Here is a 21,028-nt window from a genome sequence, read left to right as displayed (position 1 = left end):
GCGTGCGTCGTGCTGTCTGCCCCGGGTCGTTCGACCCCGTGACGAACGGTCACCTCGACATCTTCCGTCGGGCGGCGGGGCTCTTCGACGAGGTCGTGGTGGCGACCGGCACCAACCCCTCCAAGAGCCGCCTCTTCGACCCGCAGGAGCGCATCGAGATGCTGCGCGAGGCGGTCGCCGACCTGCCCAACGTGCGGGTGGCGGGGTTCACCGGTCTGCTGACCGACTTCTGCGTCGCCGAGGACGTGCACGCGATCGTCAAGGGTCTGCGCGCCGCCGGCGACTTCGAGTACGAGCTCCCGATGGCCCAGATGAACGCGCACCTCGCCGGGGTCGAGACGGTCTTCGTGGCCACCGACCCCCAGTACGCGTTCGTCTCCTCCAGCCTGGTGAAGGAGGTGGCCGGACTGGGTGGGGACGTGGCCGCCTTCCTGCCCGCCTTCGTGCTGGAGCGGCTGACCGCGCGCCTGGCCGAGCGGGGCTGAGGCCACCCAGTTTTGCCCCGTCGCGGTGGGGACGGTTAGGCTTGGCTGGTTCTGTTGCGCCGAAACGAAAGTGGTCAGTGAGCAGTCTGGACCCGAGAGCGCCGCTCGTGCTCGACACTCGCGAGCTCGGCCGCCGCCCGGGGGTCCAACGTGAGCTGGTCCGCGACGTCGAGGCGCCGACAGAGCTGGGCATCGAAGTTCTCCACGTCCCCCCCGGGGAGCAGGTCCACCTGGACCTGCGGCTCGAGGCGGTCATGGAGGGCGTGCTGGTGACGGGCACGGCGCAAGCCACGCTCGTCGGCGAGTGCGTGCGCTGCCTGGAGTCGATCGAGGACGAGATCGTCGTCGACCTCCAGGAGCTGTACGTGTACGACGACATCCGGCACGACCAGTCCGACGAGGACTTGGACGACGAGGTCAGCAAGCTCGAGGACGACCTGCTCGACCTCGAGCCCCTGCTGCGGGACGCGGTGGTGCTTGCACTACCCTTCCAGCCGCTGTGCCAGGACGACTGTCCCGGGTTGTGCGTCGAGTGTGGCGCCCGGCTCGCGGACGACCCCGACCACGGGCACGAGGCTGCGATCGACCCGCGATGGGCCGGCCTGCAGGCCCTCCAGCAGGACGAGCAGGACGAAGACTGAGACCGGTCGACCGACCGGGCGAGAAGCAAGTGGCCCTCGCGGCCCAGGCATGAGGAGAAAACAGTGGCTGTTCCGAAGCGGAAGATGTCGCGCAGCAACACGCGCCACCGTCGCTCGCAGTGGAAGGCTGTCGCCCCTGTGCTGGTGAACTGCGCCAACCCGGCGTGCGACGCCAAGCACCTCCCGCACCGTGCGTGCGGCGAGTGTGGCCAGTACGGCGCGCGTGCCGCGCGTCGTCAGGTCCTCTGACCGGCCGAAGGTCCTGAGCACCGAGCGTCTGCGCGAGCAGCTCGGGGATCCAGTCCTGGACCCCGAGCTGCTCGACCGCGCCCTGACCCACCGCTCGTACGCCTACGAGAACGGCGGTCTGCCGACCAACGAGCGCCTGGAGTTCCTCGGCGACTCGGTGCTCGGCGTCGTGGTCACCGAGACGCTGTACACCACCCACCCCGACCTCTCCGAGGGACGGTTGGCGAAGCTGCGTGCCGCCGTGGTCAACGCGCGCGCCCTGGCCGAGGTCGCCCGCTCGATCGGGCTGGGTGAGCACATCAAGCTCGGGCGGGGTGAGGAGTCGACGGGCGGTCGGGAGAAGGCCTCGATCCTCTCCGACACCGTCGAGGCGGTCATCGGCGCCATCCACCTCTCCGGCGGCATCGAGGAGTCCTCTGCCGTCGTGCACCGCCTCTTCGACCCGCTGATGGAGGCGGCCGCCGACATGGGCGCGGGCCTCGACTGGAAGACGTCGTTGCAGGAGCTGGCCGCCTCGCACAACCTCGGGGTCCCGGAGTACGTCATCTCCGACGAGGGTCCCGACCACCAGAAGACCTTCACCGCCCAGGTGCGCGTCGGCGGTGACCTCTACGGGCACGGCACCGGTCGGTCGAAGAAGGAGGCCGAGCAGGCAGCGGCCCAGACGGCCTACGGCGAGATCACCGAGGCCCACGCGCTGCGCGACGCCGAGGAGACCGCCGCCTCCGACGGCGTCCCGGCTTCCTGAGCCGTGCCGGAGCTGCCCGAGGTCGAGGTGGTCCGACGGGGCCTGGAGGCCCACGTCGTCGGCGCCCGGGTGACGGGCGTCGAGGTGCTGCACGCCCGTCCGCTGCGCCGCGACCCCACGGGGCCCGAGGGATTCGCGCGGGCGGTCACCGGGCGTACGGTCACCGCGGTGTCGCGCCGCGGCAAGTACTTCTGGCTCGCCCTCGACGACACCGACGCCGTGCTCGGCCACCTCGGCATGAGCGGGCAGATGCTCGTCAAGACCCCGCACGCTCCTGCGGAGCGGCACCTCCGGGTCCGGTTCGCCCTCGACTCCGGGGCTGAGTTGCGTTTCGTCGACCAGCGGATGTTCGGCGGTCTCTCCTTCGCCCCCGGCGGCGCCGAGCTGCCCACCGAGATCGCGCACATCGCCCGCGACCCCCTCGACCCCGCGTTCGACGCGGAGGAGGTGGGTCGGCGGATCCGGCGGCGGGGGAGCGCGGTGAAGCGGCAGCTGCTCGACCAGACCCTGGTCTCGGGGGTCGGCAACATCTACGCCGACGAGGCGCTCTGGCTCGCCCGGGTGCACGGGGAGCGGCCCGGTGACCGGCTCACGCGGGCCCAGGCGCTGGAGGTGCTGGACCGGGCGCGGTCGGTGATGCTGCAGGCGCTGGAGCAGGGCGGCACGAGCTTCGACGCGCTCTACGTCAACGTCAACGGCGAGTCGGGCTACTTCGACCGCAGCCTGCACGCGTACGGCCGTGAGGACGAGCCGTGCGAGCGGTGCGGCACGGCGATCCGGCGGGTCGCCTTCATGAACCGCTCCTCCTACTTCTGCCCCACCTGCCAGCCGGTCCCGCGGCGTCGGCGCAGCGGGACGGGCTGAGGCTGCGCGGCGACGCGACGCGGAATTGACCCCGCCCGTCGACGGTGGGACTCTGGAACACGGCCCTGTCGGGCCCAGCCCTCTTCCTGTGAAAGGTTCCTGATGGCCAAGGCCCTCCTCGGACACCTCCCTTCCGACACGCGCGGTGTCCACCGACTCACCTCCGAGAACGCCCGTCTGCGTCTGCGCGTCAGCGAGCTGGAGACCCTCGTCCTGCGACTGCAGCAGGAGAACGACCGCCTCCGCGACATCGAGACGACCACGCTGATGGAGCAGGAGATGCTCCCCGCCTGAGACGTCGCCCTTCTCCGCCGCCCCACGGGGGAGGCGGAGCGGTAGTCTCTGACCCGCGCCGTGCCGGCGTCGGGACGTGGAGGAGACACGGGTGTACCTGAAGAGCCTGACCCTGAAGGGGTTCAAGTCCTTCGCGTCCGCCACGACCCTCCACCTCGAGCCCGGCATCACCTGCATCGTCGGACCCAACGGGTCGGGCAAGTCCAACGTCGTGGACGCCCTCGCCTGGGTGATGGGCGAGCAGGGCGCCAAGTCGTTGCGCGGCGGCAAGATGGAGGACGTCATCTTCGCCGGCACCTCCGGTCGCCCGCCGCTGGGCCGCGCAGAGGTGCAGCTGACCATCGACAACTCCGACGGCGCGCTGCCGATCGACTACTCCGAGGTCACCATCAGCCGGACGATGTTCCGCAACGGCGGCTCGGAGTACGCGATCAACGGCACCGCCTGTCGGCTGCTCGACGTCCAGGACCTGCTCAGCGACTCCGGCATCGGCCGGGAGATGCACGTCATCGTCGGCCAGGGCCAGCTCGACTCGATCCTGCACGCCACCCCGGAGGACCGGCGCGGCTTCATCGAGGAGGCCGCCGGCGTCCTCAAGCACCGCAAGCGCAAGGAGAAGGCGCTGCGCAAGCTCGCCTCCACCGAGGGCAACCTGACCCGGCTCGCCGACCTGCTGGTCGAGCTGCGGCGCCAGCTCAAGCCGCTCGGGCGCCAGGCCGAGATCGCCCGTCGCGCCGCCACCGTGCAGGCGGAGGTGCGGGACGCCCGCGCCCGGATCGCTGCCGACGACCTGGTGACGGCTCGCACGGTGCTCGAGCAGGAGCTGGCCGACGAGACGGTCCTCGTCGAACGGCGCGCCGAGGTCGAGGCGGAGCTGGCCCGGGTGCGCGACGTCGAGGCCCAGCTCGAGGCCTCCCTGCGCGAGGACCTCCCGATGCTGGCGGCCGCCCAGGAGACCTGGTTCGCTCTCTCGGGCCTGCGCGAGCGCCTCCGCGGGACCCAGTCGCTGGCCGCCGAACGGCTCCGCAACGCCCAGGGGTCGACCGACGTCGAGGTCGACACCGGCCGGGACCCCGACCGTCTGGAGGCGGACGCGCAGCGCGCGAGGGAGCAGGAGGAGGCCGTCGCGCTCGAGGTGCAGGAACTCAGGTCGGCCCTGGAGCAGGCGGTCACCGCACGCCGCGAGGCCGAGGACGCGGCCGGCGAGGAGGAGCGGCGCCTCCACGCACTGCAGCGCGCGGCTGCGGACGCCAGGGAGGGCCTGGCCCGTCTGACCGGTCAGGTCAACGCGGCCAGGAGCCGCGCGACGGCGGCCGGCGAGGAGATCGGACGCCTGGCTGAGGCTCGCCGCGAGGCGTTGGTGCGTGCCGAGCGGGCCGAGGCCGAATTCACCGCCCTCGAGACGAAGGTGGCAGGGCTGGACGCCGGCGAGGAGGGCCTGGACGCCGAGCACGAGGCGGCCGTCGACGACCTCGATGCCGTGGAGGCGGAGCTGACCCGTCTGCGCGAGGCCGTCACCCAGGCCGACCGCGACCGGACGGCGTTGCGGGCCCGGGTCGACGCCCTCGCCCTGGGGCTCAACCGCAAGGACGGGGCAGGTGCCCTGCTGCTGGCCGAGGTCGACGGGCTGCTGGGCGCCGTCTCGGGTCTCGTCACGGTGCACCCAGGCCACGAGGCAGCGGTCGCCGCCGCCCTGGGTGGGGTCGCCGACGCCGTCGCGGTGGCCGACGCCGCCGCCGCGGTGCGTGCCATGGAGCTGTTGCGCGCCGAGGACCTCGGCAGGGCGTCACTGCTCGTGGGCGGCCCCCCTGCCCCTGAGCGGGCGTGGCCCGCACTGCCCGGTGGAGCGGTCTGGGCGATCGACGTGCTCACCGCGCCGACGCAGCTGTCCGGGGCGCTCGAGCGGGTGCTCGACCGGGTGGCCGTGGTCGACGACCTGGCCTCCGCGCGACGCCTCGTCGAGGAGCTGCCCGAGGTCGTGGCCGTGACGCGCGAGGGGGACCGCCTCGGGCCCCACCTCGCCCACGGCGGCTCCGCCAGCCAACCCAGCCTCCTGGAGGTGCAGGCCGCCCACGACGAGGCCGAGCAGCAGCTCGCCGAGGCGACCGCCCGGGGCGAGCGGTTGGGATTCGAGATCTCGGGGGTCGAGGCCCGCCGGCTCGAGGCGCAGAAGCGCGTCGACGTCGCCCTGGCCCGGCTCCACGAGTCCGACGCCACCCTGGCCGCCATCGCCGAGGAGCTCGGGCACCACCACTCCCAGGCCCGCGCCGCTCGCGGGGAGGCCGACCGGCTCGAGCGGGCGATCGCCACCGCCACCGAGGCCCGGGAGCGGGACCAGGCGGGGCTGGTGGAGCTGGAGAAGCGTCTCTCCCTCGCCGAGGAGGCGCCCGAGGAGGAGCCGGACACCACGCGCCGCGAGGAGCTGGTGGAGGCGGCACGGGCCGCCCGACAGCACGAGATGGAGGCCCGTCTGGCGTTGCGGACGGCCGAGGAGCGCGCGCGAGCAGTGCACGGGCGCGCCGACGCCCTGCTCCGTCAGGCCCGCAACGAGCGTGAGAACCGGGCCAAGGTGGCGGCGCGACGCGAGCGGCTGCTGCGCGAGGGTCGCGCGGCGGAGGCGGTCGGCACCGCGGTGGCGGTGGTGCTCCACGCCCTCGAGTCGTCGGTCAACGAGGCCGCCGAGGAGCGTGCCTCCGTGGAGCGCGCTCGCCACGAGCGGGAGGAGCAGCTGCTGCGCGTCCGGTCCCGCTTGCGTGATCTCACCCGCGAGCACGACGAGCTGGTCAGCTCGGTGCACCGCGACGAGCTGGCGCGCGCCCAGCAGCGCATGCGCGTCGAGCAGCTCGAGGAGAAGGCGGTCGACGAGCTCGGTCTCGACCCTCAGGTGCTCGTCGACGAGTACGGCCCGCACGTCGCGGTCCCGTTCTTCGGCGAGGTGCCCGAGGGCGAGGAGGCGCCGGAGCCCGAACCCTTCGTCCGCGAGGTGCAGGTGAAGCGCCTCCGGTCGGCCGAGCGGGCCCTCGCCCAGCTCGGGCGGGTCAACCCGCTCGCGCTCGAGGAGTTCGCGGCGATGGAGGAACGGCACAAGTTCCTGACCGAGCAGCTCGACGACCTCAAGCGCACCCGCAAGGACCTGATGGAGATCGTCAAGGAGGTCGACGCCCGCGTCGAGCAGGTCTTCACCGAGGCCTACGCCGACGTGGAGAAGGCCTTCGACGCGACCTTCGCGCGTCTCTTCCCCGGCGGGGAGGGGCGACTGGTGCTCACCGACCCCTCGTCGATGCTGACCACGGGGGTGGAGGTCGAGGCGCGCCCGCCCGGCAAGAAGGTCAAGCGGCTCTCGCTGCTCTCCGGCGGTGAACGCTCGCTGGTCGCCGTGGCCTTCCTGGTCGCGCTCTTCAAGGCGCGCCCCTCTCCCTTCTACATCCTGGACGAGGTCGAGGCAGCCCTCGACGACACCAACCTGGGGCGCCTGCTGCAGATCTACGAGGAGCTGCGGGAGAACTCCCAGCTGCTCGTGATCACGCACCAGAAACGGACCATGGAGGTCGGGGACGCGCTCTACGGCGTGACCATGCGCGGAGACGGCGTCTCCGCCGTGATCAGTCAACGGCTGCGCGACGCCGAGCCCGCCTGACGCACGCGCACCCGTGGGCCGTCGCGTGGGTGCGTGATGGGAAGATGATCCCCATGGAAGCTCTCGTTCCCGCCTGGACCTACGTCCTGATCGCCCTGGCGATCCTGGTGGTGCTGGCCGTCGTGGCCGCGGTCGCCCTCGCCCTGCGCACTCCGCGCGGCAAGGCGACCCCGCCGGCCGCCCCGACCCGCGACGTCACCCCGCCGCCCGAGGTCGAGACGGCGCCTGAGCGCGAGGACGCCGCCACCGCCCCCGCGGAGGCCCCGGAGGTCGCGCCGGAGGTGGCCGCCCCGACGCTGGAGCGTCCCGAGGGCACGGCCTCACGCCTGGTCCGGCTGCGCCAGCGGCTCTCCCGCTCCCAGGGCGCCCTGGGCAAGGGACTCCTGGCGCTGCTGTCGCGCGACAAGCTCGACGAGGACACCTGGGAGTCCATCGAGGACACCCTCCTCACCGCCGACATCGGGGTGGCGCCCACCCAGCAGCTCGTCGACAACCTGCGTACCCGTCTGCGGGTGGAGGGACTCGACGCCGGACAGGTGCGCGAGGTGCTCGCCGAGGAGCTCCTGGCGCTCGTCGACCCCGAGCTCGACCGCCGCCTGCAGGTCAGTGGCGAGGACGGCAAGCCGGGGGTGGTCCTCGTGGTCGGCGTCAATGGCGTCGGCAAGACCACCACCGTCGGCAAGATCGGCCGGATCCTCGTGGCCGAGGAGCGCTCGGTGCTGATGGGGGCGGCCGACACGTTCCGCGCCGCGGCCGCCGAGCAGCTCGGCACCTGGGGCGAGCGCGTGGGCGTCGAGGTCATCCGCGGGCCGGAGGGCACCGACCCCGCCAGCGTCGCCTTCGACGCGGTGAAGCAGGGCATCGAGCGGGAGGTCGACACCGTGCTGGTGGACACCGCCGGTCGCCTGCAGAACAAGGCCGGCCTGATGGACGAGCTCGGCAAGGTCAAGCGGGTCATCGAGAAGCAGGCCCCGGTCACCGAGGTCCTGCTCGTGCTGGACGCCACCACCGGCCAGAACGGCATGATGCAGGCGCGGGTGTTCGCGGAGGCGGTCGACGTCACCGGCATCGTCCTCACCAAGCTCGACGGCTCGGCCAAGGGCGGCATCGTCGTCGCCGTCCAGCGCGAGCTGAAGGTGCCCGTCAAGCTGGTCGGGCTGGGTGAGGGTGCCGACGACCTGGCGCCCTTCGACCCGCGTGCCTTCGTGGACGCACTGCTGGGCTGACGGCGCACGTGGCCCGGGACGCCGCGGACCTCCTCCTCTCCAGCCCGCTCTTCGACGCCGAGTGGTACGCGCTGCGTACCGGCGCCGAGGGCGACCGCGCGGCCCTGGTCAGGCACTACCTGGACACCCCCCTGGAGAGCCGGGTCTCCCCGCACCCCCTCTTCGACCCCGAGTGGTTCCGCGAGCAGAGTCCGCTCGACCTGCGGGGCAAGGACCCGTTCCTGGTCTACCTGCGGCGACGGCTATTCGGCACGCCCACCCACCCGGCCTTCTCGACCGTGCACTACCGGCGCACGGTGCCGGGAGCCAAGGAGCACCCCCACGGTCCGATCGGTCACTACGTCGAGGTGGGGGCCGCCGAGGGCGTGCCCGGTCACCGCTTCCTGCCGGTGGACGCCGAGGGGCGCGGTCCGGACCTGCGGGCCTGGCACCTCGACCGGCACCGGGAGCTGCTCCGCCTGCGGTCAGCACGCCCGGACGACGCCGTCACGCCCCGGGCTCCCGCCGCGCGCTCCGCCGACGTGGTGAGCGTCGTCGTGCCGGTGCCGCCCGGGAGCGGGACCTGGCGTGACGCCTGGGAGACCGTCACGCCCCTGGTGGAGGCCGGGGCCGCAGAGCGTGAGCTCCAGGTGCTCGTCGTGGACGGTGGCGTTGCCGCCGACGACGCGGTCCGGCTCGACGTCCTCGGGTTGCGGCACCCCGAGGTGGAGGTGTGGCACGGCCCGGTCGACGGCAGCGGCTCCACTCCCGCGGAGGCGCTGTCACGCTGGGCACCCCAGATCCTGGCCCGGGCCCGGGGGACGGTGAGCGTGCTGCTCGACCACGGTGTCTCGGTGCGCGGAGCGTGGGTGACCCCGCTGGTCGAGGCGCTGGGGGCCCAGGACGTACGTGCGGTCCAGCCCGTGGTGCTCGGGCGTGACGGCACCGTGCTGAGCGCGGGCCGCGTGCGTCCCCGGGGGCAGGCGGCCTACTCCTTCCTGGCCGGTCTTCCCCTCGAGGACGCGCGCGGCGTCGAGCGCCACGACTTCTCCGGGCTCGAGGCGTGCGTCGCCCTGCGCACCGACGACGTGGCCGAGCTCCTCCGATCCGGCGCCCCCGACGTCACCCCCACGACCGCGGGCGGTCGATGGATGGTCACCCCGGACTCCGTCGTGGTCCGACGCCGCGGCGGAGCCGGCCTGGCGCTGGAGGGTGGCCGCACCGTGTCGGGGCCGGAGGAGGCAGAGCTGTGGGCCGCCCACGGTTTCGACGCCGTCGCCCCTCCGTCCCGGCTGCGCCGACTGCGCCTCGAGGTGGACGAGCCGTCCCCGCGGCTGCGCTGGGCGATCAAGAACCCGGCGCCGGCCGGCGCCGTGGGGGAGCGGTGGGGTGACACGCACTTCGCCTCCTCGCTGGCCGCAGCCCTGCGTCGTGTGGGTCAGGAGGTGGTGGTCGACCGTCGGGAGGCCTTCGACCGCCCCACCGCTGAGCACGACGACGTCGACCTGCTGCTGCGGGGGCTGCAGCCGTTGCGCCCCGTCCCCGACCGCGTGACCCTGGCCTGGGTCATCTCCCACCCCGAGGCTCTCGACGAGGCGGAGGCCCGGGCGTACGACCGGGTGCTGGCAGCCTCGGTGACGTGGGCCGAGGAGCACACCCGACGGTGGGGGACTCCGGTCGAGCCCCTCCTGCAGGCCACCGACCCCGGGCTGTTCCACCCCGACAGCGCCCTGCCCGACACCGGCGAACGGGTGCTCTTCGTGGGCAGCGCCCGTGGGGAGTACCGCCCGATGGTGCGCGACGCCGTGACCCACGGTGTGCCGCTCGCCCTGTACGGCACCGGGTGGGCGGAGAGGGTGCCGCCGGGAGTCCTGCGGGGCGAGTACGTGGCGAACACCGAGCTGTCGGCTGCCTACCGGAGCGCCGGGGTGGTGCTCAACGACCACTGGGAGGACATGAGGCGCGAGGGCTTCCTCTCCAACCGGCTCTTCGACGCCGTGGCGAGCGGCGCCCGGGTGCTGACCGACGACGTGGCGGGCCTCCGTGACCTCTTCGGCCGCTCGGTGCAGGTGGTGCGCACCCCTGACGACCTGGTGCGGCTCAGCACCCTCGCCGACCCCGACGAGGTCTTCGGCGACGACGCCGAGCGCCGACGGGTGGCCGAGCGCGTGCGGCGTGAGCACTCCTTCGACGCCCGGGCCCGGCGCCTCGTCGAGGTGGCCGTCGAGGCCCGGCTCCGGCGCATCGGCGCCTGAGGCCAGCGGTGTTCACACGGACGTAACACGTCCCGCCCCAGACGTTGCACGGGTGCAACACGTGGAGCCGGGTCCGGAAACTTCGCGGACGGATCGTTCTTCCATCACAACCCGAAGCAATCTGGAGGTCCGATGGACACCGGCTACCACGCCTGGATGCTGATCGCAGCGTCCCTGGTGCTGATGATGACCACGCCCGCGCTGGCGTTGTTCTACGGCGGCATGAGCCGCTCGAAGTCCGTGCTCAACATGATGATGATGTCCTTCTCGGCCATCGGCATCGTCGGCATCGTCTACGTCCTGTGGGGCTGGTCGATGTCCTACGGCGACCAGGACGTCGCCATGCTCTTCAACAACCCGTTCGAGACCTTCGGCCTCAAGGGCATCGAGGGCGTCGACTACATCTTCGTCGGCTTCCAGCTGACCTTCGCGGTGATCACCGCCGCCCTGATCAGCGGAGCGGTCGCCGACCGCCTCAAGTTCTCCGCCTGGGTCGTCTTCCTGCCGATCTGGGTCACGCTCTCCTACTTCCCGCTCGCCCACATGGTCTGGGGCGGCGGCTTCCTGAGCCACGCCGAGGGCGGTCTTGCCGCGCTCATCTTCGGCACCACCGAGGCCGCTGGTGAGATCGTGGCCAACGTCGCCCCGGTCGACTACGCCGGTGGCACGGTCGTGCACATCAACGCCGGTGTCGCCGGCCTGGTCCTCGCCATCCTGCTCGGCAAGCGCCTGGGCTTCGGCAAGGAGCCGATCAAGCCGCACAACCTGCCGCTGACGATGATCGGTGCCGGTCTGCTCTGGTTCGGTTGGTTCGGCTTCAACGTCGGCTCGATCGTCTTCCCGGCCGACGGCTCGGAGGAGTCGAACGCGACCTTCCTGGCCGAGACCTCGCTGGTCTGGCTCAACACCACCGTTGCCACCGCTGCCGCGATCGTCGGCTGGATGGTCGTGGAGAAGATCCGTCACGGCAAGGCCACCTCGCTGGGTGCCGCCTCCGGTGTCGTCGCGGGTCTGGTCGCCATCACCCCGGCCTGCGGGGCGCTCTCGCCGGTCGGCGCCATCCTCCTGGGCCTGACCTCCGGTGCCCTGTGCGCCCTGGCCGTGGGCCTCAAGTACAAGTTCGGCTACGACGACGCGCTCGACGTGGTCGGCGTCCACCTGGTCGGTGGTCTGGTCGGCACCGTCGGCATCGGCCTCCTCGCGGTCTCCGGCGGCCTCTTCTACGGTGACGGCGTCAAGCTGCTCGTCGTCCAGGTCGCCATCGCCCTCTTCGCGATGTTCTGGTCGGCGGTCGCCACCCTCGTGGTCGCCCTGGCGATCAAGGCGGTCATGGGTCTGCGGGTCGACGAGGAGAACGAGATCGACGGTCTCGACTTCTCCGAGCACGGGGAGTCGGGCTACGAGCTCGGCACCTCCCGCGGCCGTGGCCGCAGCTCGGTCGCCGGCACCACCACCGACAAGGTCAAGGAAGGAGCGGGCGCATGAAGCTCGTCACCGCGGTCATCAAGCCGCACAAGTGGGAGGACGTCCGTGAGGCGTTGGAGACCTTCGGGGTCGCCGGCATGACGGTCTCCGAGGTCAGCGGCTACGGCCGCCAGAAGGGCCACACCGAGGTCTACCGGGGCGCCGAGTACGACATCGCCCTGGTGCCGAAGATCCGGATCGAGATCGTGGTGGAGGACACCGACGCCTCCGACGTGGTCGACATCATCGTCAAGACGGCCCAGACGGGTCGGATCGGCGACGGCAAGGTCTGGGTCATGCCGGTCGACTCCGTGGTCCGGGTCCGGACCGGCGACAAGGACGAAGCCGCTCTCTGAGCGACCTCACCCGCACCTCACCCGCTGTGACACTCCTGGTCAGGCCCACCCCCAGTGCGGGGGTGGGCCTGACCCGTACCCCTCACCGATCCGGAGGACCTCCTCGTGACTGCCGAAGAACGCGCCGCCCGCACCGAGGTCGCGGACCTGACGTGTCGTGCCGCGTACGCCGCCGTCGACGGACCCACGACGGGCGTCGCCCTGGTGGCGGTCGGGGGCTACGGGCGCGGAGAGCTGGCCCCGCGCTCCGACCTCGACGTCGTCCTGGTGCACGACGACGAGGTGGAGGTCGGCACTCTCGCCTCCGACCTGTGGTACCCGCTGTGGGACTCCGCCTTCAAGGTGGACCACGCCGTGCGCACCCTCTCCCAGATGAGCTCCGCCGCCGACGCGGACGCCCGTGTCGCGCTGGGGCTGCTCGACCTGCGTCACCTCGCGGGCGACCCGAACCTCACCCTGCGGCTGCGCACGACGGTGCTGGCCGGGTGGCGGCGTACCGCCCGCGAGCGGCTCGGCCACGTGCACGACCTGGTGCGTCGTCGCCACGAGAGCGTCGGGGAGCTGGCCCACGCCTCCATCCCCGACCTCAAGGAGTCGGCGGGTGGCCTGAGGGACGCGGTCGTGATGCGTGGCCTCGTCGCCTCCTGGCTGGTCGACGTGCCGCACGCCGACCTCGAACGCAGTCGACGTGGCCTGCTGGACGTCCGCGACGCGCTGCACGCGGTGGCCGGCCGCGCCGGTGACCGGATCGGCCCCGAGGCCTGGCGTCCGCTGGCGGCCGAGCTGGGGCTGGAGAGCGCGGAGGAGGCACAGCGTCACGTGCGTCGTCTGGGCCGACGGCTGGCACACCTCAGCCGCCTGACCTGGCACCGGGCCGAGGCCGTGCTCGCCACCGGCTCGGGGCCCCGGGACCGACGCCCGCACCTCACGCCGCTCGCCACGGGGGTGGCCGAGTCCGGGGGTGAGGTCGTGCTCGACGGCAAGGTCGCGCCGGCCGACGACCCGGTCCTGCTGCTCCGGGCCGCGGCGCACGCCGCCGAGCGCGGCCTCGTGCTCTCCCCGGTGAGCACCGCGCGCATGGTGGCGGAGTGTCCCGCGCTGCCGGACCCGTGGCCGGCGGAGGCGCGTGCCCTGCTCGTGCGCCTGCTCGCCTCGGGTCGGCCGCTGCTCGGGGTGTGGGAGACGTTGGAGGAGACCGGCGCGCTGGAGCGCGTGCTGCCGGAGTGGGAGGAGATCCGGCTGCTGCCACACGCCTCGGCGGTGCACCGCTTCACCGTCGACCGCCACGTGGTGGAGACGTGCATCGAGGCGTCACGGCTGATCCGCCGGGTCGCGCGCCCCGACCTGTTGCTGGTCGCCGCACTCCTGCACGACCTCGGCAAGGGCAGCACGCTCGACCACAGCGTCGCCGGCGCGCAGATGGTCGAGCCACTCGCCCGACGCCTCGGCTTCGACGCGGCCGACACCGAGGTGCTGACCGCCGTCGTGCGCTGGCACCTGCTGCTGGCCGAGACCGCGACCACCCGCGACCCCGACGACCCTGTGACCCAGAAGGATGTCGCGAGCAAGGTGCGTACGCCCCTGGTGCTGTCGATCCTGGTCGCCCTCACCGAGGCCGATGCCCTGGCCGCCTCGGCCAAGGCGTGGTCGACGTGGCGGGCCCAGCTGGTGCACAGCCTGGCCGCTCAGGTGCAGGGCGTGCTGCGCGCCCGGGGCGACGAGGTGCCCCCGGATGACGGGAGCCCGCGGGAGCGGGTCGAGGTGCCCGCAGCCCTCGCGGAGGGGCGGGTGCCCCTGCACGTAGAGGTGGAGCAGCACGCGACCGGGTGCACCGTCACGGTGGTGGCGCCCGACCGGGTCGGTCTGCTGGCCGACCTGGCCGCCGTGCTGGCCCTGCAGAAAGCTCCGGTGCGGGCAGCGCGCGCCTGGTCGCAGGGCGCCTGGGGCGTCTCGGTCTGGGAGGTCAGCCACGAGGCGCTCGACCCGGCCCTGCTGCGGCACCGCTTCGACCTGGTCGTCGCCGGGGCGGGTGGTGTCGAGCGGTTGGCCCCGGTGGAGGCCGACCTCCTCGAACCCACGGTGCAGGTGCACCCGGAGGCGTCGCGCCGGGCGACCGTGCTCGAGGTGCGCGCCGGCGACCGACCGGGCCTGCTGCACACCGTGCTGGGCGCCGTGGCCGGGTTGGGGATGACCGTCAGGTCGGCGCACGTCGACACCCTCGGTCCGCAGGCGGTGGACGTCTTCTACCTCTGCGAGTGGGGAGCGGGTCCGTTGGGGGAGCGGCGCTCCGCGGAGGCGGCGCACGCGGTGCGCCGCGCGCTCACCCCCGCCGCGGCTGCTGCCCGCCCCGTGGTGGCCGGATAGTCTGGCGTCCGTACGTCCTGCACCGCCACTACGCCCCCGAGGGAAGAGCACCTTGTTCGCCACACTCTCCGACCGCCTTGCCGACACCTTCAAGAACCTGCGGGGGAAGGGCAAGCTCTCCGAGGCCGACATCGACGCGACCGCGCGCGAGATCCGCATCGCGCTGCTCGAGGCCGACGTCGCCCTGCCGGTCGTCAAGGAGTTCGTCGGCGCGGTCAAGGAGCGGGCCCGGGGCGAGGAGGTCAGCCAGGCGCTGAACCCCGCCCAGCAGATCGTCAAGATCGTCAACGAGGAGCTCGTCACCATCCTCGGCGGCGAGACGCGTCGCCTGCGCTACGCCAAGAGCGGACCGACCGTCATCATGCTCGCCGGCCTCCAGGGTGCCGGCAAGACGACGCTCGCCGCCAAGCTGGCGCTGTGGCTCAAGGAGCAGGGCAAGACCCCGATGCTGGTCGCCGCCGACCTCCAGCGGCCCAACGCCGTCAAGCAGCTCGAGGTCAACGGTGGCCGGGTGGGCGTGCCCGTCTTCGCGCCCGAGCCCGGCAACGGCGTCGGCAACCCGGTCGAGGTCGCCCGCTCCTCGATCGAGGAGGCCAGGCGCAAGCTGCACGACGTGGTCATCATCGACACCGCCGGACGCCTGGGCGTCGACGCCGAGCTGATGCAGCAGGCCGCCGACATCCGCGACGCCGTCCAGCCCGACGAGGTCCTCTTCGTCGTCGACGCGATGATCGGTCAGGACGCGGTCACCACCGCCCAGGCCTTCCTCGACGGCGTGGGCTACGACGCGGTCGTGCTCACCAAGCTCGACGGTGACGCCCGCGGTGGTGCGGCGCTGTCGATCGCGTCGATCACGGGCAAGCCGGTCATGTTCGCCTCCAACGGCGAGAAGATGACCGACTTCGACCTCTTCCACCCCGACCGGATGGCCTCGCGCATCCTCGACATGGGTGACGTGCTCACCCTGATCGAGCAGGCGGAGAAGGCCTTCGACGCCGAGCAGTCCGCGAAGGCGGCCGAGAAGCTCCTGTCGGGCAAGGGTGACTTCACCCTCGAAGACTTCATGGAGCAGATGAAGCAGCTGCGCAAGCTCGGCTCCATGACGAAGATCCTGGGGATGCTCCCCGGGATGGGGCAGTACCGCGAGCAGCTCGAGAACTTCGACGAGCGGGAGATCGACCGCATCCAGGCCATCATCTCGTCGATGACGCCGGCCGAGCGGGCCAACCCGAAGATCATCGACGGGTCGCGGCGCGCCCGCATCGCCAAGGGCTCGGGCACCAAGGTCAACGACGTCAACCAGCTCGTCGACCGGTTCTTCGAGGCACGCAAGATGATGCAGCAGGTCGCCAAGGGCGGCATGCCGGGCATGCCGGGCATGCCGGGGATGCCGGGGGCCGGCGGCGGCAAGAAGGGGCGTCAGGCGCCCAAGAAGGCGAAGAGCAAGAGGGTCTCGGGCAACCCGGCGAAGGCCGCTGCGCAGAAGAAGGCCCTCTCGGAGAAGCCCAAGTCCCCCGCGAACCCGTTCGGTGGGGACGAGGTCGACTACGAGGCCGCGGCCGCCAACCTGCAGCTGCCGAAGGACTTCTCGAAGTTCCTCAAGTGAGGCGTACGGTCCTGGTCGTCGACGCGGCCAACGTGGTGGGCTCGCGCCCGGACGGCTGGTGGAAGGACCGCGCCGGCGCGGCGCGGCGCCTCCACGAGGAGCTGCTCGTGGGCGACACCCCGCACGACGAGATCGTCCTCGTGCTCGAGGGTGCGGCCAAGGGCGGCGTACGCCCCGGGCGCGACGCCCACGTGCGCACCGTGCACGCGCCGAAGGACGGTGACTCGGAGATCGAGCGTCAGACCCGCGCGGCGTTGGACGCCGGTCACGTGGTCACCGTGATCACCGCCGACAACTTCCTGCGGGCCCGGGTCCAGGGGATGGGCGCGATGGCGATGAGCCCGAGCTGGCTGCTCGACCACCTCTGACCCGGTGGTGGCGGGACGGGTCAGGTGGGCGGCAGCAGGTCGCCCTCGCCGACCTGGAGGCGGTGGCTGCGCACCGAGGAGAACGTCCAGAGCTTGTGCAGCACGAACGACAGCGGCGTGACCGCCGCGATCACCGCCAGCTGGGCCCAGTAGAGGCGGGTGCGCAGCAACGACGAATCGTCGAACAGCGTGGTCGACAACGCCACCGGGGAGTGGTCGTGCATCAGCAGGGTCAGCAGCCCCAGGCCGACGAGGTGCCCCAGCATGCCCACGGCGAAGAAGGGGCGGAACTCCGTCCACCAGGTGGCTCGTCCGACCGAGTTGAAGGCCCAGGAACGGTTGAGCTGGAAGTTCCACAGCACCGCCACGCTGAAGGCCACCGACGAGAAGACGTGGTACCAGCGCACGTTGAAACGCGTGGCCGGCAGGTCCCAGAAGACTCGCTGGGCGTCGGGTCCGAGGCGCTCCACCAGCACCAGGACGACCAGGTTGACCAGGACGCCGGAGGCGCCGACCACGGCGAAGCGCCCGAAGATCGCCAGGTTGCGGCGGTTCCGCGCGGCGGTCGTCGGGTTCACGGGGGAGAGGCTACCGCTGGCGGCTAGGGTCGGCGCATGGGTGCGCACAGGTTCTCCGGACCGCTGCTGCCCGACGGCGAGGCGGCCGACCTCTACGTCGTCGAGGGCCGCATCACCTTCGAGCCGCAGCCGGGTGCCGACACCGTCGCCACGGGGTGGATCGTGCCGGGACTGGTCGACGCCCACTGCCACCTCGGGATGGACGACCACGGTGCCGTCGGGGTGGAGGAGACCGAACGTCAGGCGGTGGCCGACCGCGACGCCGGCGCGCTGCTGATCCGTGACTGCGGGTCGGCGGCCGACACCGCCTGGGTGCGCGGACGTGAGGACCTGCCGCGACTGCTGCGCGCGGGACGCCACGTCGCGAGGACGCGGCGCTACCTGCGCGACTACGCCCACGAGGTCGAGCCCGACGAGCTGCCCGCCGCGGTGGCGACCCAGGCGCGGCGCGGCGACGGGTGGGTGAAGCTGGTGGGCGACTGGATCTCCCGTGAGGAGGGCGACCTGGCTCCCTCCTTCCCGCCGGAGGCCTTCGCCGCGGCGATCGAGGCCGCCCATGCCGAGGGCGCCAAGGTCACCGCGCACTGCTTCGGCCCCGACGTGCTGCCCGGCCTGCTGGACGCCGGGATCGACTGCATCGAGCACGGCACCGGTCTCGACGAGGCCCTCGTCGACCAGATGGTCGCCCAGGGCACCGCGTTGGTCCCCACCGTGATGCAGCTGCAGAACTTCCCGCTGCACGCCGCGCAGGGGCGCGCACGGTTCCCGCGGTACGCCGCACGGATGGACGACCTGTACGCCCGCCACCGGCGTACGTTGATGGCCGCCCACGAGGCGGGGGTGCCGATGTACGCCGGGTCGGACTCCGGGGGCGTTGCCCGTCACGGCAACCTGCCCGGGGAGGTGGTCGCCCTGCACGAGCTCGGATTCAGCCGCACCGAGGCGCTCGCCGCCGCGTCGTGGCGGGCGCGCGAGTGGCTGGGACTGCGTGGCCTGGAGGAGGGGGCCGAGGCCGACTTCGTCGTCTACGACTCCGACCCGACCCGTGACCTCGGGGTGCTGGCCCGACCCGCCTGCGTGGTGCTGCGCGGCCGCGTGGTGGCCTGAGCGGACCGGGCGTGGGGCCGGATTGGTGGGTCGCGCTCGTCGTCTGGCACACTTGATCCTTGTGTCCTGTCTGGACGGACCCTCTCACCCGGACTGACAGAGCCCATGCGAGTGACCCGACCCGGTCCCCACCTGGTTGCGGGGCACTCATCCACCACGACTTACGAGGAGACACCACAAACGTGGCCGTCAAGATCCGCTTGAAGCGCCTGGGCAAGATCCGGGTGCCGCAGTACCGCATCGTCGTCGTCGACTCCCGCAAGAAGCGCGACGGTCGCGTCATCGAGGAGATCGGCAAGTACCACCCCAAGGAGGAGCCGTCCTTCATCGAGGTGACCTCCGACCGCGCCCAGTACTGGCTCGGTGTCGGCGCCCAGCCGACCGAGGCCGTCGAGGCCATCCTGAAGATCACCGGTGACTGGCAGACGTTCAAGGGCCTGCCGGGCACCGAGGGCACCCTCAAGGTGGCCGAGCCCAAGCGCGACAAGCTCGAGATCTTCAACGAGGCCCTCAAGGACGCCGCCAAGGAGCCCAAGGGCGCCGCGGTGACGAAGAAGGCCGAGAAGAAGGCGGAGAAGAAGGACGAGGCTCCTGCCGAGGCCGACGCTCCCGCCGAGGAGGCCCCGACCGAGGCCCCCGCCGACGAGGCTGCTGAGAAGCCGGCCGAGGACGCCTGAGCATGCTGGCCGACGCGCTCGAGCACCTGGTCCGTGGAGTGGTCGACAACCCCGACGACGTCACGGTCAAGGACAAGCAGCTCCGCCGCGGATCGATCCTCGAGGTCCGGGTCCACCCCGACGACCTCGGCAAGGTGATCGGCCGCAACGGCCGCACGGCGACCGCCTTCCGCACCGTGGTCTCGGCCCTGGCCGGGCGGGGCGGAGCACGCATCGACTTCGTCGACGTCGACCGCCGGCGCTGAGCCGGAGCGGGCGCACAGCACTGCACGCCGCGGGCGTCACCCCACTGGGGTGGCGCCCGCGGCGGCGTTTCAGGAGGGCCCGCATCGGGCACCTGTGGAGCGGCCGACCTCGGCGGCCACGGTCCTGATGTCGCCCGAAAGGCCCGCCCGTGACTTCCGCAGCCTCCTCCGACTCCGCTCCGAGCCCGGTGCGCTACCGGGACCTCGCGCGTCTCGTGTGGCGTCACGGCCGGTCCGACCTCTGGGCCGACAGCGGTCTGGGCGACTTCACGTTCGGTGACGAGGACGCGGTCCACGGTGATCGCGACAAGGCTGAGCAGCTCGCCACCGACCTGGAGCGGCTCGGGCCGACCTTCGTCAAGCTGGGTCAGCTGCTCTCGACCCGCTACGACCTCCTCCCGGCGGCCTACACCACCGCCCTGGCGCGTCTGCAGGACGAGGTCGAGCCGTTCGACTTCGCGCTCGTGCGCGAGATCGTGGAGTCCGAGCTGGGCGGCGAGCTGCGCCACCTCTACGCCGACTTCGATCCCGAACCGCTGGCCGCCGCGTCGCTGGGGCAGGTGCACCGGGCCACCCTGCGCAACGGGCGCGAGGTGGTCGTGAAGGTCCAGCGTCCGGGCGTGCGTGAGGTCGTCCGCTCCGACATGGAGGTGCTGGGCAAGCTCGCGGCGACGGCCGACAAGCGCACCGAGGCGGGGCGTCGCTACGGCCTGGAGAAGCTGCTCGCCCAGTTCTCCCGGTCGTTGGCCGGCGAGCTCGACTACCGGCGTGAGGCCCGCAACCTGGTGAAGTTCCGCGAGATGGTGGCCGAGCACGACCTGCTGCTGGTGCCCGAGCCCGTGCCGACCCACACCAGCGGGCGGGTGCTCACCATGGACCGGGTCCATGGCCGGAAGGTGACCGACGTGGGGCGCCTGGGCCTCCTGGACGTCGACACGCGACCGATCGTGGAACAGCTCTTCACGTTCTACCTCACGATGATGCTGCGCGACGGCGTCGTGCACGCCGACCCCCACCCCGGCAACCTCCTGCTCACCGACGACGGTCGTCTGGCGCTGATCGACTTCGGGATGGTGGTGTCGGTCTCGAGCCGGCTGCAGGAGCAGGTGCTCAAGCTGCTGCTCGCGATCAGCGACGGCGACGGCGAGGAGTCGGCCCGCGTGCTCGCGGGGATGGGCCATCCTCTGCCCGACTACGACGCGGCCGCGTTCCGCGACGACGTGACGCACCTGGTCTCCGAGGCGATCAACGCGGGCACCGACCTGCAGGTCGGCACGGTGCTGGTCGAGCTCAGCCGGGTCTCCGGCGCGCACGGGCTCCGGCCGCCGGCGGAGATGTCGATGATCGGCAAGGCGCTGCTCAACCTCGACGAGGCGACCCTGCACCTCGACCCCGACTTCCAGCCCGCCGACGCCCTGCGCGACAACGTCGGACGCATGATGTCCGGCGGGCTGCAGGTGAGTCCCGGTGGCCTGCTCGCGGCCGCCGTCGAGGCCAAGGAGTTCGCGGCCATGATGCCCAAGCGGGCCAACCGCATCATGGAGAACCTGGCCGAGGGCGAGTTCCACCTCCAGGTCCACGCCATCGACGAGGCTCGGCTGCACACCGTGCTCCAGCGTGTCGCCAACCGGATCACCCTCGGCATGGTGATCGCCGCCACCATCCTCGGGGCCGCACTGCTGGCTCGCGTCCCCGGTGGCACCCAGGTGCTGGGACTGCCGGTCGTGGCGTTCTCCTTCTTCGTCTTCGCGGTGGGTGCCGGTGTGGCCCTCACGGCCTGGATCGTCGTCACCGACCGCAAGGTGGCCGCCACCGAGCGCGAGCGCACCAGCCGCAACCCACTGGGACGCGACTGACCCCGGCGCCGCCCGGGCCCGGGTGAGGG

19 protein-coding genes are annotated in these 21,028 nt (G+C 72.2%); 18 read left to right on the top strand and 1 reads right to left on the bottom strand.

The window, feature by feature from the left end; genetic code table 11:
* The first annotated feature begins 2 nt into the window (after positions 1-2).
* The 14 genes from coaD to IEQ44_RS01710 all read left to right on the top strand — a co-directional run bounded on the left by coaD (position 3) and on the right by IEQ44_RS01710 (position 16,536).
* Positions 3-485, top strand: a complete 483-nt coding sequence (coaD, locus tag IEQ44_RS01775; RefSeq protein WP_193636682.1) for a pantetheine-phosphate adenylyltransferase — start codon at positions 3-5, stop codon at positions 483-485.
* A 77-nt stretch (positions 486-562) separates the two neighbouring features.
* The gene (locus tag IEQ44_RS01770) at positions 563-1,126 is read left to right on the top strand and encodes a YceD family protein (protein WP_193636681.1); all 564 of its coding nucleotides are present in this window, start codon (positions 563-565) and stop codon (positions 1,124-1,126) included.
* 63 nt (positions 1,127-1,189) lie between these two features.
* Positions 1,190-1,375: a 50S ribosomal protein L32 gene (gene rpmF / locus IEQ44_RS01765; protein ID WP_193636680.1), complete on the top strand. Its 186-nt coding sequence runs from the start codon at positions 1,190-1,192 to the stop codon at positions 1,373-1,375.
* Entirely contained in the window at positions 1,350-2,123 is a 774-nt protein-coding gene (gene rnc, locus IEQ44_RS01760; protein WP_193636679.1) for a ribonuclease III, read from the top strand. The genes rpmF and rnc overlap by 26 nt, the downstream gene beginning before the upstream one ends.
* Positions 2,124-2,126: 3 nt before the next feature.
* Positions 2,127-2,987 carry a bifunctional DNA-formamidopyrimidine glycosylase/DNA-(apurinic or apyrimidinic site) lyase gene (gene mutM, locus IEQ44_RS01755; RefSeq protein ID WP_193636678.1) on the top strand — a complete coding sequence of 287 codons (861 nt, stop codon included), beginning with the start codon at positions 2,127-2,129 and terminating at the stop codon, positions 2,985-2,987.
* A 102-nt stretch (positions 2,988-3,089) separates the two neighbouring features.
* Positions 3,090-3,281 carry a hypothetical protein gene (locus tag IEQ44_RS01750; protein ID WP_193636677.1) on the top strand — a complete coding sequence of 64 codons (192 nt, stop codon included), beginning with the start codon at positions 3,090-3,092 and terminating at the stop codon, positions 3,279-3,281.
* Positions 3,282-3,372: 91 nt separating this feature from the next.
* Positions 3,373-6,918, top strand: coding sequence for a chromosome segregation protein SMC (gene smc / locus IEQ44_RS01745; RefSeq protein ID WP_193636676.1), 3,546 nt, complete (start codon positions 3,373-3,375; stop codon positions 6,916-6,918).
* Between the two features lie 53 nt (positions 6,919-6,971).
* The gene (gene ftsY / locus IEQ44_RS01740) at positions 6,972-8,144 is read left to right on the top strand and encodes a signal recognition particle-docking protein FtsY (protein ID WP_193636675.1); all 1,173 of its coding nucleotides are present in this window, start codon (positions 6,972-6,974) and stop codon (positions 8,142-8,144) included.
* 8 nt (positions 8,145-8,152) lie between these two features.
* Entirely contained in the window at positions 8,153-10,378 is a 2,226-nt protein-coding gene (locus IEQ44_RS17795; RefSeq protein WP_193636674.1) for a glycosyltransferase family protein, read from the top strand.
* 132 nt (positions 10,379-10,510) lie between these two features.
* Positions 10,511-11,863 carry an ammonium transporter gene (locus tag IEQ44_RS01730; protein WP_227486661.1) on the top strand — a complete coding sequence of 451 codons (1,353 nt, stop codon included), beginning with the start codon at positions 10,511-10,513 and terminating at the stop codon, positions 11,861-11,863.
* Positions 11,860-12,198: a P-II family nitrogen regulator gene (locus IEQ44_RS01725; protein WP_193636673.1), complete on the top strand. Its 339-nt coding sequence runs from the start codon at positions 11,860-11,862 to the stop codon at positions 12,196-12,198. The genes IEQ44_RS01730 and IEQ44_RS01725 overlap by 4 nt, the downstream gene beginning before the upstream one ends.
* A 105-nt stretch (positions 12,199-12,303) precedes the next feature.
* On the top strand, positions 12,304-14,562 hold the full coding sequence (locus IEQ44_RS01720) for a [protein-PII] uridylyltransferase (protein ID WP_193636672.1): 2,259 nt from the start codon (positions 12,304-12,306) through the stop codon (positions 14,560-14,562).
* A gap of 52 nt (positions 14,563-14,614) precedes the next feature.
* A complete protein-coding gene (ffh, locus tag IEQ44_RS01715) occupies positions 14,615-16,168 on the top strand; it encodes a signal recognition particle protein (RefSeq protein ID WP_193636671.1) in 1,554 nt (517 codons plus the stop codon).
* Entirely contained in the window at positions 16,165-16,536 is a 372-nt protein-coding gene (locus IEQ44_RS01710) for a PIN domain-containing protein (protein ID WP_193636670.1), read from the top strand. The genes ffh and IEQ44_RS01710 overlap by 4 nt, the downstream gene beginning before the upstream one ends.
* Before the next feature lie 20 nt (positions 16,537-16,556).
* Here the strand turns inward: IEQ44_RS01710 and IEQ44_RS01705 are convergent, their stop codons facing one another.
* Positions 16,557-17,114, bottom strand: a complete 558-nt coding sequence (locus IEQ44_RS01705; RefSeq protein WP_193636669.1) for a GtrA family protein — start codon at positions 17,112-17,114, stop codon at positions 16,557-16,559.
* A gap of 36 nt (positions 17,115-17,150) precedes the next feature.
* Here IEQ44_RS01705 and IEQ44_RS01700 point away from each other — a divergent pair, with 36 nt between their 5' ends.
* The 4 genes from IEQ44_RS01700 (at position 17,151) to IEQ44_RS01685 (ending at position 20,999) form a co-directional block, all read left to right on the top strand.
* Complete coding sequence (locus IEQ44_RS01700; protein WP_193636668.1) at positions 17,151-18,221, top strand: amidohydrolase family protein; 1,071 nt, start codon at positions 17,151-17,153, stop codon at positions 18,219-18,221.
* Positions 18,222-18,403: 182 nt separating this feature from the next.
* On the top strand, positions 18,404-18,898 hold the full coding sequence (gene rpsP, locus IEQ44_RS01695) for a 30S ribosomal protein S16 (protein WP_193636667.1): 495 nt from the start codon (positions 18,404-18,406) through the stop codon (positions 18,896-18,898).
* A 2-nt stretch (positions 18,899-18,900) separates the two neighbouring features.
* Entirely contained in the window at positions 18,901-19,143 is a 243-nt protein-coding gene (locus tag IEQ44_RS01690; protein WP_193636666.1) for an RNA-binding protein, read from the top strand.
* Between the two features lie 149 nt (positions 19,144-19,292).
* Positions 19,293-20,999: an ABC1 kinase family protein gene (locus IEQ44_RS01685; RefSeq protein WP_319804423.1), complete on the top strand. Its 1,707-nt coding sequence runs from the start codon at positions 19,293-19,295 to the stop codon at positions 20,997-20,999.
* The last annotated feature ends 29 nt before the right edge of the window (positions 21,000-21,028 follow it).

This window comes from Nocardioides malaquae (assembly GCF_015070385.1).
Taxonomy (GTDB): Bacteria; Actinomycetota; Actinomycetes; order Propionibacteriales; family Nocardioidaceae; genus Nocardioides; species Nocardioides malaquae.
Note: the sequence above shows the minus strand (reverse complement) of the source record. Positions and strands in the feature narration are given on the sequence as shown.

What these genes read in the sequence shown, in the direction of transcription:
- IEQ44_RS01750 (WP_193636677.1), top strand. Translation starts at nt 3,090, where the DNA reads ATGGCCAAGGCCCTCCTCGGACACCTCCCTTCCGACACGCGCGGTGTC.
- IEQ44_RS01725 (WP_193636673.1), top strand. Translation starts at nt 11,860, where the DNA reads ATGAAGCTCGTCACCGCGGTCATCAAGCCGCACAAGTGGGAGGACGTC.
- ftsY (WP_193636675.1), top strand. Translation starts at nt 6,972, where the DNA reads ATGGAAGCTCTCGTTCCCGCCTGGACCTACGTCCTGATCGCCCTGGCG.
- IEQ44_RS01730 (WP_227486661.1), top strand. Translation starts at nt 10,511, where the DNA reads ATGGACACCGGCTACCACGCCTGGATGCTGATCGCAGCGTCCCTGGTG.
- IEQ44_RS01700 (WP_193636668.1), top strand. Translation starts at nt 17,151, where the DNA reads ATGGGTGCGCACAGGTTCTCCGGACCGCTGCTGCCCGACGGCGAGGCG.
- IEQ44_RS01690 (WP_193636666.1), top strand. Translation starts at nt 18,901, where the DNA reads ATGCTGGCCGACGCGCTCGAGCACCTGGTCCGTGGAGTGGTCGACAAC.